Origin of the sequence: Streptomyces sp. ISL-12, assembly GCF_018614415.1 — a bacterium.
Lineage (GTDB): Bacteria > Actinomycetota > Actinomycetes > Streptomycetales > Streptomycetaceae > Streptomyces.
The window spans coordinates 1-13,330 of sequence record NZ_JAGGOO010000142.1; the positions used below are offsets into that span (position 1 = coordinate 1).

At 71.0% G+C, this 13,330-nt stretch carries 4 protein-coding genes and 1 pseudogene; all 5 read right to left on the reverse strand.

Annotation, left to right across the window (positions count from 1 at the left end; genetic code table 11):
• Window positions 1–326 (reverse strand): annotated as a pseudogene (locus J7I94_RS32670) (nucleoside triphosphate pyrophosphohydrolase); the annotation flags it as partial.
• Window positions 327–395: 69 nt separating this feature from the next.
• Complete coding sequence (locus tag J7I94_RS32675) at window positions 396–1,043, reverse strand: SurA N-terminal domain-containing protein (protein WP_215173057.1); 648 nt, start codon at window positions 1,041–1,043, stop codon at window positions 396–398.
• Between the two features lie 155 nt (window positions 1,044–1,198).
• Window positions 1,199–3,184, reverse strand: coding sequence for a tachylectin-related carbohydrate-binding protein (locus J7I94_RS39095; protein WP_215173059.1), 1,986 nt, complete (start codon window positions 3,182–3,184; stop codon window positions 1,199–1,201).
• Window positions 3,185–3,348: 164 nt separating this feature from the next.
• On the reverse strand, window positions 3,349–3,618 hold the full coding sequence (locus tag J7I94_RS32685; RefSeq protein ID WP_215173061.1) for a hypothetical protein: 270 nt from the start codon (window positions 3,616–3,618) through the stop codon (window positions 3,349–3,351).
• Window positions 3,619–3,623: 5 nt separating this feature from the next.
• The gene (locus tag J7I94_RS32690; RefSeq protein WP_215173063.1) at window positions 3,624–13,328 is read right to left on the reverse strand and encodes an HYD1 signature containing ADP-ribosyltransferase family protein; all 9,705 of its coding nucleotides are present in this window, start codon (window positions 13,326–13,328) and stop codon (window positions 3,624–3,626) included.
• Between the last annotated feature and the right edge of the window lie 2 nt (window positions 13,329–13,330).

Below are 13,330 nucleotides of genomic sequence, written 5' to 3' on the forward strand. Positions count from 1 at the left end.
GAGCCGGCCAGCCGGGCCAGACCGTCCGTCAGGGCCGGCTCCCCCTCGCCGGTCGCCACGACCACCACCGTGTGTCCGCCCGCGCAGGCGTCGACCAGCTCCTCGGCGGTGGGGGCCGACTCGTCGACCCGTATCCCCGCCTCCCGCAGATACGGGAGCTGCGGGTGCGCGCCGTCCGCGCACAGCACGCGGTCGGCGGTGCGCAGCGCCTGCCAGGCCGGCCAGGACAGCAGGCCGGGGGCGACGCGGTGGCTGGTGGTGAGCAGGACGACGCGGCCGGGGGCGGGGGCCTGGCCGGCGACGGCTTCGGGACTCGTGGCGTTCACACCTCGAACGTAACGCACGGCGCCGGACGCCCCAGGAGTTGTCCACAGGGGCGGCTTACGGCTGTCCCGTCACGTCGCCTGGGGCACTCCCGCCGGCGCGACCTCCCGTACCCAGGGCGTCTTCGCGTCGGCGCGGCTGCTCTTCTCGACGTCCCAGGTGCCGTAGCGCGGGTTGAGGTCGATGTCGAGCTTCTCCGACGTCTGCGACAGGGCCTTCCAGAAGGCGGGCTGGCCGGTGTCGGTGCCGAGGTGCTCGGCGAGCTTCTGGGCCTCCAGCTGGAGGCGGAGGTTGTCGTCGACGCGCCCCGGGGCGATGCCGTACTGCTGGAGCCAGACCGTCTCCAGCGCCTTGGCTCCCCCGGCCTGCTGCTCCAGCCCGGTGCGCATCCGCTGGACCTCCTTGCGGGTGACGGTGACGCCCGCGTCCTGGGCGGCGCGGTGCAGTACCCGGTCGAGGACCATGCTCTGGAGGGTGTCGCGGGTGAGGCTGCCGGTCCTGGAGATGGCCTGCGCGTACTGCGCCTCGTCGGGCACGGCCGCGCGCTGGGCCGCGCGTACCTCGCTGACCCGGTCCTCCAGTTGCGCGACGGTGATCCGCCGGCCGTCGACGACGGCCGCCGCGCCGGGGTGCGCGTCGTTCCCGCAGGCGGTGAGGAGCGGTGCCGCCGCGGCGATCGCGGCGGTGAGGACGAGCGCGGTGCGACGGCGGCGGTGCAAGGGGACCTCCCGTTGGAGATTGTGCGACGGTGCACAAGGTCTTGCGGTGATCGATGGTAGGCAGTGGGCGGGCTCCGGCCAACCCATTCGACCAACGATTCACCGGGACATCGGGCACCGCCGCACCGCACCGGCCGGTGCTGGCGGGTGCCGGACTAGCGGGACCGCTCGTCCGTGGGCGCCGGGAGTTCGTGGGCGGTGAAGACGGGCGCCGGCGGGGCCGTGGCCGCGGTGGTGCGGGCGGCGGCGGAGGCGGTGGCGCTGGATGCCTCGTAGACGCGGGTCTGGTTGGTGCCGGTGCGGTAGGAGAAGGCCCAGGTGGGGCCGGAGGTGTTGGTGTAGGTGAAGGCGGTGGGGTCGGTGGCCGCCGCCTCGTGGGTCTCCTGCTTCCAGGTGCGCCAGGTGCCGGAGCCCTGGGTCTGCTCGCCGGTGTTGTAGAGGTAGCCGTCGTCGGCGCGGGCCATGATCTCGGTGATGCCGGTCAGCGGGCTGATGACGACGGACGGGGAACCGGCGAAGGTCTTGTCGCCGACCTGGGACCAGGTGCCGGGGAAGGCGCCGCCCTCGGACGACTGGGCCAGGGTGACGATGTGCCCGTCGGCGTCACGGGCGAAGACGGCGAGCCGGTAGCCCGGGTAGACCACGACGGCCGGCGTGCCGGTGAAGCCCGTACCGGCGAGGTTGGTCCAGGCCGAGAGGGTGCCGTCGCTGAAGTGGGCGGTGGTCAGGGTGCCGGAGGCGTTGACGCCGAACAGCTGGATGCCGTCGCGGACCGTGACGGCGGTCAGCGGCTGGGTGTGGCTGCCGCCGCTCAGCGGCAGCCAGCTCATGAAGTAACCGTTGGCCTCCTGCTCGGCGCGGTACCAGGGCCTGCCCTGCGCGTCGACGGAGAACTGGACCAGACGGCCGTCGGGCAGCTTCGCGGTGGTGGCGTGCTGGGCCATCCGACCGGCCAGGTCGGTCCAGTTCGACCAGTCGGCGCCGGCCGGGGCGGCCTGGTCGCGCGTCCAGATGTCGCCGTTCAGGTTGTGGGCGGTCAGCACCACGCGGCCGTCGGGGTGCTCGGCGAGCGACGGACGGCCGGTGAATCCCTCCTGGTCGTCGACGACGGTCCACTGGACGCTGTTGAAGTCGGAGGGGTCGGACTGGCGTCCGTGCACGAGCCGGCCGATGCCGTCCGTGTAGGCGTACTCCACGGTGCCGGCGGAGGCCTGGAGGACGCTGGTGGTGCTGTGGGGCTCCACCGTGATCTGCGGGGCCGGCGGGGTGTGGTCGGCGGTGATGGAGCAGGTGTCGGGGGCGGCGGTCACGTTGCGGTAGCCGGCCCAGCGGTCGGAGCCGATGACCTTGGCGGCGACGGCCCAGGCGTCGGTGTCCTCGTCGTAGCGGTAGTAGCGGAGGTTGCCGTCCGGCATCACGCGCAGCAGGGTGTCGCCGCCCAGGGAGGCCAGGTCGCCCTCGGTGTTCCAGCCGGAGTAGGACACCCGTATGTGCCGCTCGGTCCAGCGCTGGCTGGTGAAGTCGTAGCGGGAGCGGTACAGGGACCCGGTCGCGGTCTCCCGGCCGTAGATCACCCCTTCGTCACCGGCGACGATGGCGTCGTAGCGGCTCCAGTCCGCGTCCACGATCTTGTCGCCGCCGGGGTACCAGGAGCTGCTGTCCGCGTAGTACTTGTGCCAGCGCAGGGCGCCGTTCTCGTCGAGCCGCCAGATGTGGCCGGCGCGGTCGACGGTGATCTTGTCGCGGTCGGCGGCCTGCTGGTACTGGCCGAAGTTGTTGCTGATCTTCTTGTGGTGGATGTCCCAGGTGCCGGAGCCGGTGCGCCGGCTCAGGTAGAGGCCGTCGGACTTGACCCCGTACAGCTCCTGGTCCGGGCCGGCCATGACCTGGCCGTAGCCGGACCAGCCGGTGTCGATCGTGCTCGGCGACGGCATCGTGCCGCCGGTGAGGGGGGTGGGCATGGCCTGGCGCAGCAGGTTCCCGGCCGTGTCGACGGCGTACGTCGGTCCCGTACTGGCACAGGTGACCGCGGCGGCGGCCTGTGCGGGGGTCGGGGCGAGCGCCACGACGGGCAGCGCGGCGGCGGCGGTCACGAACACGGCCAGCCGGCGACCGGCCCGGCCTCGCGTCGTCTCTCTCATCGATGTCCTTCCCTCACGGAGCCGATGCTTTTGATCACGGGACGTTAGGAACGGATGGTGAACGAGGCAGTGTCGGACGGGGAACAGTTCGTTTTTCACTGTGTGGATCCGCTGAACGGAGGCCCACCAGCTTTCCGGCTGATGGGCCTCCTGAGGCTATGGCCTCATTTCTTGTCCCTGTACGCCTCGACCTGTTCGGCGATCTCCTCCAGCGCTTCCGCCCCGATAACGCGTTCGAGGGAGTCCCCCACGAATTCGCGGGCTTGAGCAAGTCGCGATGGGAGGCCGTACTCCACTACGTACTCGAGGAGTATGCGCGGATCCTCTCCCGCCCCGATGCGTGACAATACCCGATCCAGAGACACCACATACTCCTCCAGATCTCGGAACAAACCAGTGAATCCTGCGAGTTCCACCGAAATAGTTCGAGCCACGCCCGTCACCTTTTTACTCGAATGTTCTTGACCGGAAGATCACCGTCTGCGACCCATTCGGTGATACCCATCGTCGCATTGTATCGCGACTTCACCCGACCGGCCGGGACATCGAATTCCAGAACATGGTTACCTCTGCCACGCCCGATTCCCAGCTTGGCCTCGGCGTCACGGGGACTCATCGGCTTTCCCTTGGCCGGGACGAGGAAGACCTTATTCTGGTCACTGGCCCTGATAACGCCGCTCTGCTTGATTCCCGCCTTACCCTTGGCATTCGTGTAGTGCCGCATCCGAATCATCTCTTCAGCGGCGTCATCACCACCTGCGGGACAGTTGTGGACGAGGACCGAAGTCCCGCTCGCCGCCACGAAGAACGTGTGCGCCCGGTCCACCGTCAGGTTGTGGACCGTCGTGCTCTGCGTCCACGCCCGTACCGCCGTCAGTTCGACCTTCGTGCCCGAGCCCGTGCTCAGCCACTGGCCCGGCTTCAGGTCGCCGGCGTCCAGCCATTCCCTCAGGTCGGGGACCCAGAAGGGGTGGCCCTCCGTGGCGGTCAGGACGGCTGTCGCGTCGCCGGCGGCGCCGTCCGTGTCGATCGTCAGGGCGACCAGGTGCTTCTCGCCCTTGCCGGTGATCGTGTCGGTGACCTTCTCCGACGACGGGGACTCGTCCGTCGTCGGGTCGGTGGCCTTGACCTCGTCGCCGACGTCCACGTCCTCGATGGGTTTGCGGCTGCCGTCGGCCATGAGGACGAGCGTGCCCTCGGTGAAGCTGTTGGCCGAGGCCGCGACCCCGGCGAGGTCCGCGGCGCAGGACGTGTACTCCACCGCCGTGTCCAGCTTGTCCGCGGCCTCGGAGATGTCGTCCGCGTACTTCGCCGCCTTGGTCGCCATGCGGCCCGCCTTGGCCGCGCGGACCACGCCGGCTCCCGCGCCGCCCGCCAGGGCTCCGGCGACCGTGGCCGCCGCCCAGGCGCAGGCCTCCATGTCGCCCTTGGTGAGGCAGTTCTTGAAGTCGTTGAAGCCGGAGGCCTCGGCCGCGAACTCCAGGCCCGCCTTCAGGCCGTCCCTGATGTAGGGGGCCGCCGCGCGGGCGAACTCGGTGGCGGCCTGGACCGCGGTGGAGACCGTCTCCACGACCTCACCGGCCGCCGCGACCACCGCGTCCCGCAGGTCGGTCGCGGCCTGCGCCGCGTCCGCGATGACGTTGCGGGCGGTGTCCACCACCGCGGCGGGCAGGTTCGCAGCGGCGGAGACGATGTCCTTCGTCACCGAGATGAGGGGTTTCACCGCCGCCGCTATCTCCGGCAGCGGGCTGTGCTGGATGGCGTAGGAGACGGCTGCCTTGGCCTTCTTGGTGATGGCCTTCGCGCGGGCCACCGCGGCCCGTTTCGCCGCCGCCGCTTTCTCGCGGGCCCAGGCCGCCGCCGATTTCGCCGCCGACGTCGCCTTGCTCGCCACCCAGCTGACCGCCGAGGACACCTTCTGCGCGACCCAGCTGACGGCCGACTTGGCCTTGTTGTAGACCCACTTGGCCGCGTTGCTGATGGCCCGGCCGACCGCCTTCACCGCGGAGACCGCGGCCCGCCACGCCTTCTTGACGACCTTCTTGACCGCCCTCGCGGCCTTCTTGACGCCGCTCTTGATGGCGCTGCCGACCTTCTTCACCCCGGAGGCGACCTTCTTGCACCAGCCGCAGCTCGGCCAGTGGCCGTCGGGGTCGACGTAGTCCAGCGGTGCGCCGGCGCCGTAGGTGTAGCGGTTGGCGAGGATGGAGGCGCCGCCCGCGTAGTCCACCGAGTCGCGGGAGTCGAAGGTGCCGGTGTCGGAGTTGTACCAGCGGGCCCCCATGTTCACCTGGTCGGTGTCGGGGTCCGTGTAGTCGCCCTGGTAGCCGAGTTCGCCCGCGACCTCGCCGTCGCCCTGCGACTCGACCTCCTCGCCGAACGGGCTGTACGTCGTCGAGTCCGCCAGCTCCGTCAGGTCCGAGTCCGTCGCGTCGAAGTCGCCGACCACGTCGCCGTGGGAGTCGGTCACGACCAGCTGCGCGGTGCCGTTCTCGGAGACCGACATCAGCTCGTCCATCGGGCCGCGGCCGTAGGAGGAGGCGCCGTCGCCGACCGGGTCGGGGCTGAGGCCCGCGTAGGAGAAGTCGGTGCCGTTGCGGGAGTCGACGCGGTCCAGGGAGTCGTAGTCGTAGGAGACGTCCCCGGCCTGGAGGAGCCGGTCGAAGGCGTCGAAGGCGAAGTCCTCGGTCAGCCCTGAGCTGGTGCGGGAGGACAGGGTGCCGCGCGGGCTGTACGTGTAGGTGTAGTCGCCGTCGGACCGGACGCGGTTGCGCTCGTCGTAGACGGCGGTCTTGTCGCCCTCCCGGGTGCGGTTGCCGGAGGCGTCCCACCCGTACTCCGTGGTGTCGCCGTCGGCGGTCCAGGAGGTGAGGCGGCCGGCCTGGTCGTAGCCGTAGGTGTTGTCGGCCGCGTTGCTGCCGGTGACCTTCTTCGAGGTCAGGTGGTCGTTGTCGTCGTAGCCGTAGTCGATGGAGGTGACGGCCTGGCCGGTGCTGTTGGTCAGGGTGTCGGTGTCGATGCGGCCCAGGTCGTCGTAGCCGTAGCTGCGGCTCTGTCCGGCGCCGTAGGAGACCTGGCGGAGCATGCCGGAGGTGTCGTAGGCGTAGCTCTGGCTGGTGCCGGTCAGGGAGTCCTTGGCGGTGGACAGCTGCTGCTCGGTGTACGTGAACAGGGACGTGCCGGTGGCGTCGGTGCGGCTGGTCAGCAGGCCGTCGTCGTCGTAGGCGTAGCTCGCCTCGCCGGACGGGCCCTCGGCCGACAGCAGCAGGCCGCGGTCGTTGTAGGTGTAGGTGTTGTCGCCGTCGGGGGTGGCGGCGGAGGTCAGGCGGCCCGCCGCGTCGTAGCCGTAGCTGCGGTCGGCGGTGGCGGCCTCGGCGCCGGTGCCGGTCTCCTTGATCAACTGGCCGGTGTTGTCGTAGACGCGGGTCTGGGTGACGCCGCCGGGGGCGGTGGCGCGTACCGCCTGGCCGGCCGCGTCGTAGGCCGTGGTCCAGGTGCGGTCGGCGGCGTCGGGGTCGGCCTCGGTGGCCGGTTCGATCACCGACTCGGCGAGTCCGAGGGTGTTGAAGGTGTAGTAGGTGGAGTTGCCGCGGCCGTCGGTGTAGCGGGTGCGGTGGCCGGCCGCGTCGTAGCCGAAGGACGTGGTGATGGACTCGGTGTCGGTGACCGGCTCGGTCTGCTTGGTGAGCCTGCCCAGCGCGTCGTAGGCGTAGCTGGTGGTGTGGCCGAGCGGGTCGGTCGACCTCACCAGGTTGCCCGCGTCGTCGTAGGCGTAGCCGATGGTCCGGAGGGAGTTGCTGTTCGGGGCCAGGTCGGACTCGGAGACGAGGCGTCCGGCCTGGTCGTAGAGCAGGGACGAGGTGCGGCCGAGGCCGTCGGAGCGGCGGACCTCGCGGCCGGCCAGGTCGTAGCCGAACTCGGTGACCGTGCCGCTGGGTTCGGTCAGGCGGACGATCTGGCCGAGGCTGTCGTAGGTGAACGACGTCTTCGCGCCGCTGGGGTCGGTCTGCTCGGTGACGTTGCCCGCGTCGTCGTAGGTGTAGCGGGTGGTGAACGCGTCCTCGTACGGCTCGCGGTCGATCTGCGTCTGGGTGACCGGGCGGTCCAGGTCGTCGTAGGTCGTCTCGGCGCGGGCGCCGGTCGGGCCGGTGACGGAGAGGACCTCGCCGGTGCGGGTGTAGGTGTACTTCCACTGGGCTCGGTCGTCGCCGGTACCGGTGGGTTCGTCGCGGACGGTGACCCGGTTCAGCCGGTCGTAGCTGTAGCGGGTGACCTGGTCGAGGGGGTCGGTCGCCTCGACCACGTTGCCCAGCGCGTCGTAGCGGTACTGGGCGGTCGGAGTGACCGGCGTGCTGGTGCCGGGCGCGGTGTACGCGGCGCCCGTGGTGCTGATCTGCCGGCCCAGCCGGTCGTACTCGGTGCGGGTGACGTTGCCCAGGGGGTCCTGGACGGAGGTGGCGGCGCCGTAGGTGTCCAGGCCGACGATGGTCAGCGGACGGGTGTGCTGCGCGGCGGCGCCGGCCTGTTCGGTGTCGACGGCGGGCGCCAGCGTGGAGATCTGGCGGCCCAGCGCGTCGTAGCCGTAGTCGGTGACGTTCCCGGCGGGATCGGTCACGGTCTTGGTCAGGCCGCGCTGGTCGTAGGCGTACGTCGTGGTCAGCGTCCCGGAGCCGTTGTGGGTGATCTCCTTGGTGGCGTTGCCCGCGAGGTCGTAGACGTAGTCGACCTGCTCGGGGGTGGCGCTCACCGGCCACGGCACGTGGGACGGGTTGCCGCCGTTCTTCGTCGTGGTGACGTTGCCGGCCAGGTCGTAGGTGTAGCTGGTGGAGCGGGCCAGGCCGCCGGGGTCGGTCACGGTGGAGGCGACCCGGCCGACGGCGTCGTAGGTCGTCCGGGTGACCGTCCGCCCGTTGTCGGTGGTCTCCTGGGTGACGTTGCCGGCGCCGTCGTACTCGTTGGCCTCCACGACGATGTCGCGGGTGGTGCCGTCGGGGTTGTGGAAGCCCTTGAGGGTGATCGACTTGACCAGGTCGTCGCCGTAGTACTGGTACTCCAGGGTGCGGCCCATGGCGTCGGTGTGCTGGGCGAGGCGGCCGGCCATGTCGTAGGCGTAGGACTGCATGACCAGGTCCTCGCCGGACCCGTCGGCGCCGTCGGGGTCGCCGTCCCAGTCGGTCAGGCGCACCTCGGCGATCATGTTGCGCGCGGTGTAGGCGTACTCGAAGCGGTTGCCGTTGCCGTCGACCATGAAGGTCTGGTTGCCGAACGGGTCGTAGCCGTAGGAGGTCTCGTTGCCCTCGGCGTCGGTGACGCGCACCGGGCGGCCGTGGTCGTCGAGTTCGTACGTCATCGAGCGCGGCAGGTCCGCGCCGACGATGTCGTCGATCTCGGTGGCCGTCACCACGCCGTCCGGGTCGTACGTCGTCGTGGTGCGCTGCTGGTGCTGCGCCCCGGTGACGGCGTCGCCGACCTGCGGGTCCGTGGAGGACACCAGACGAGACAGTTTGTCGTACTGGTAGGTGGTGGTGACGCCGTTCGGCTGGCTGTCGGAGATCTCGGTCTCGCTGGTGCGGCGGCCGAGGGCGTCGTAGGTGTAGCGGGTGATGAGGCCGGACGGTTCGACGACCTCGGCGATGTCACCGCTGTTGAAGTAGGCGTAGCGGGTGACGGCGCCGCGCGGGTCGGTGCTGGTCCGCAGCAGGCCGGTGGGGGTGTTGCCGCCGTCGCGGGCCGGTTCCACACCGGTGGTGTAGGTGTTGACGACCGAGCCGCCGTCGGGGTTCTTCTGGGAGAGCAGATTGCCGTTGTCGTCGTACTTGTACGTCGTCAGGTAGCGGTTGTCGGTGGCGCTGCTGGAGCGGGCGTCGCGGGTCTCGGTGGGCAGGTCGATCCGCAGGTCCAGCTCGTCCAGGCCGGCCGGGTAGGTGGTGTACGAGGTGTGGCAGTCGCCCTTGGCCCGGCAGGTGGTCTGGCTGTTGACGTTGCCCCGGTCGTCGTAGCCGAGGGTGACGGTGTCGCCGGTCTCGCTGGTGGTGACGGTCTGGTAGCCGCGGTCGTCGTAGGTGTAGCTGCGGATCGCGACGCCGTCGACGGGGTGCCGGATGAAGTCGGGGCTGCCGTCGTCGTTGCCCGGCGGGGTGGTGCAGAACATCGGGTCGCCGGGGTCGGGCTCCGAGCACACCTCGGTCGGCGGGGAGGTGGAGGGGGACGGCTCGGGGGTTCCGTCGTACTCGCGGGTGCCCAGGCCCAGCGGTTCGCCGTAGCGCAGCAGCTGGGAGGTCATGCCGTCGTACTCGTAGAAGTACGGCTGGCCGACCGGGTCGTGCACCTCGACGGTGCGGCGCAGGTCGTCCTCGTCGCCGAAGACGGCGGGGGCGCCCACCGCCCAGGTGCCGCCGTTGGCGTCGGTGTACTCGCTGACCCGGTCGCGGGCGGTGTCGTAGGACACCTCGGCGGCGGTCCGGCCGCTGGGCAGCGTGGTCCTGGTGAGCAGGTCGGCGGCCTTGGTGCCCAGGGCGTAGTGGGTGGAGACGGCCTGGGAGCCCAGCGGGTGGTGGTAGACGGCGACCTCGTCGATCGAGCCCGCGAAGGAGCGGGCCTGGGCGCCGCCCCAGCCGGGCCAGCTCGCCGGGGAGCTGGGCCGGGCCGCGCCGATCTGGTTGTGGGTGAGGTTCTGCGCCTGGATCTGGCCGCCGGCCAGGGTGGCGGCCTGCTTGCCGTCCAGGTAGAGGGTCTGGGTGGCGCCGGAGACGGAGAGCACGGCGTGGTGCCACTTGCCGTCGTTGACGTTGGTGGTGGTGGCGGTCATGGGGTGGGCGGTGCCGTCCCAGAACTGGCCGCGCAGCTTGCCGTCGGTGCCGACGTACAGGGTGGGTACGCCGGTGCCGGGGGCGGTGCCCCACGCCTTGTCCTGGTAGCCGATCAGCGGACCGCCGACGCCGGTGGCGATGGTCTTGAACCACACCTCGACGGCCGCGTCCCGGCTCGCCTTCAGGGTGCCGCCGGGCAGGGTGACCCGGGAGGTGGTGCCGTTGAAGCCGGCGGCGGTGGAGGGGTCGCCGGTGACCGCGCCGGCGCCGCCGAGGGTGACGTCGCCGTACGTGCCGCGGTCCTTGCCGAGGTTGACCTCGATGGCGCTCTCGGCGGAGGTGCCCTCCTCCTCACCGAGCCGCCAGTAGGACTCGGGGCGCGAGTCGCGCACCCCCGCCGCGTAGTGGCTGCCGGCGGTGTAGGTGTAGGCGGTGCAGCCGCCCGTGGGATCGCAGACCTGGTCCAGGACGTCACCGGTGTAGGTGTACGTCCAGGCCAGTGCGGCCCCGTCGACCGCGTTGGTGGCGACCCGGGTGACGTGGGAGCCGGTCCAGGTGAAGGTCAGGGAGCGTTTGCTGCGCGGGTTCTCGGCCTTGACGAGCTTGCCGCCCGAGTAGGTGTAGGTGACGACGTTGGAGGTGGCGTCGGTGATCTTGACCAGCAGGCCGGTGTTGCTGAAGGAGTACGTCGTGCCCGACTTGTCCTGGAGGGTCCAGGTGCCGGCGGTGGTGTCCTGGGTCAGCTTGGCGAACCGGCCGGGCGGCGGCGCGTAGGAGCCGTCGGGGTTCTTGCCGAAGCGGACGTCGCGGCCGTCCGGGTAGCGGATGACGACGTTGCCGGTGCCGTCGTTGTCGGGGGTGAGGCGGATGTCGTAGCGGGTGGTCCAGCCGGTGCCGAAGGCGAGGTCGCGGCGTGGGTCGAGGCTGTTGTAGGTCCGCACCAGCGTCATGTCCGGGCCGACGCCGGCCAGGGAGGCGTCGATCGCCGAGGTCGCGTAGTTGCCGACCTGCGGGTCGAACTCCAGGTCCTGCCCCTCGCTCAGCCGGGAGGTGATCTCCGGCTGCGGGACCGAGGTGAGCAGGGCGATCTGGGCGGTGGGCACCTCGTTGCTCGCGTCCTTGGCGAAGCCGCGCCACAGGTACGTCTTGTTCCAGGACAGCCGGCCGGCCGGGACGGAATAGGCGGGGCTGGACTGGTAGGCGGAGGTGACGCAGTCGACGGGCTTGTCGTCGTCGCCCTGCTCACAGACCTCGAACTTGTACTGGAGCGTCTGCCCGGCGGGCGCGTCGATGTCCACGGCGCTGGCCCACAGCTGCGGGCTGAGCGTCTGCGCCTGGTAGCCGTTGGGCGGGTACTGCTCCTGCACCACGGGCGCGATGTCGAAGACCTGGAGGGAGAGCCGTCCGGGGGCGACCTGCTCGTCGGTGAAGACCGGGCCGCCGGACCTGACCATGCTGAAGTCCAGCAGGTAGGCGCCCGGCGGCAGCGCCTTGATGGTCGCGGTGAAGGTGGTCTTGGCGCCGTGGGCGACATTGGTCGTCAGGTTGGCGGCGCGCTGCTGGGTGACCAGCTTGCCGTCCTTGTCGTACGCCCGGTAGGCCAGGTAGTAGGCGCCGGGCGTCCAGGTCTGCGCGCCCTTGTTGGTGACGGCGACCTTGACCTGGCCGGCCTGGTTCTGCAGGACCGGCGGGTCGGGGACGGGCTGGGTGAAGGAGTAGCTCGCGTTGTACGGGGAGTGGGTGACGTACAGCTTGGGCGGGTTGGCCGTGCCGTGCCCGGCGAACTTCTTCCAGCCCAGGGAGTCGGTGGCCGAGGCCCGCACCGACAGGCCGTAGTTGGCCTGGTCACCGTCGACCCAGCGCTGGACGAGGTCGCGGCCGGACTTGCCGAGGTCGAACAGCTCGGAGGCGGCGGGGCAGGCGGACTTGGACTTGCCGGTGGCGATGTAGCCGTAGGCGAAGGACTTCGACGCGAGGCTGCCGCCGACCGAGGGGCCGGGGTAGCTGAGGCCGGTGCCGGCGGACCAGGACTCCGTGACCGGGTGGACCGACACCGGGCGGGCCCTGCAGGAGGCGGAGTCGTAGTTGGTGAGCTGGAGCTGGGCGCCGAAGATCTTGTGGTGCTTCAGCTCCTCGTCCAGCGACGGGAAGCCCAGGTAGGTGGCGGTCGCGCCGTCGGCGCCCTTGCCGACCTGGAGTTCGCTGGTGCCGACGACGGAGCCGCCGCTCTTGACGTAGACGCTGGTCTCGGCGGACGAGGTGTCCACGGAGGGGTCGACCTTGACCGGGAAGACCCGCTCCGGGGCCCGCAGCCAGTCCGCGTCGACGGTGATCCGCAGGGCCTGGCCGCCGCCGGCCCGCTCGACGAGGTCGTAGGCGACGTCCTCGGAGCGGGCGGGGGCGCCCTGCTCACCGCCGTGCCCCGAGTCCTCCATGAACCCGGCGGGGATGACACCGGCGACGCGGCCCCTGGCGTCGGTCAGCTCCACGGCGCCGTCCGCGATCCGCGCCGTCAGCCCGTCCAGGGCGAGGGGGAAGTCGAAGGTCGTCGGGGCGTCGGCCGAGTGCAGGACGAGGGTCTCCTTGACGCCGCCGGCCTGGGACTCCAGCGTCAGGTCGGTGTCCGCGAGGACACCCTCGTAGGTGACGGCGCTGCCCTCGGCGCTGCCCTCGACGCCGGCGGCGCCGCTCAGGCCGTACGACAGGCTGCGGCCGCCGGGGAGTTCGACGGTGGCCAGGCGCGCGGAGTCGGCCCGCTCGTCGATGCGTACGCCGACCGAGTCGGCGGTGTTGCGCCAGCCGCCGCCGTCCGCCCGCAGTTCCGTGTCGATGGGCTGCCAGTCACCGTCCGCGTCGCGGTAGTTGACCGGCGTCGGCGACATCTCGGTGGTCCGGGTGCCGTCCTCGTTGGCGTAGGTACGGCTGAACCCGTCGCGCTCGGCGGGCAGTTCCCTGCTGCGGTCGGCGTCGAAGCCGGTGACCTCGGTGGCCGGCGGGGCGACGGCCTCGGCCTTGTTGCGGGCCTTCTTCTCGGCGGCGGCGACACTGCCCTTCTTCACCGTCGTCGGGTACTTCGACCGCAGGGTCCGCGGGGCCTTGGTGTTGGCGTCCCGCTCGCCGACCAGGTGGTCCTTGCCGTCGGCGGACGCCCACCGCTGGTCGGGGGCGTCGCGGCCCTGGGGGTCCTCGGGGAACAGCGGGATGCCGGTGCCGGACAGGGCCAGGGAACTGGCCGTGATCACCGACGCCAGGAGGATGCCGAGGGCCATGCCCCAGCGACTGCGGCGCAGCCGACGGGACAGCAGTCTTCGGGCGACTCTCCGGTAGTCAGGCACAG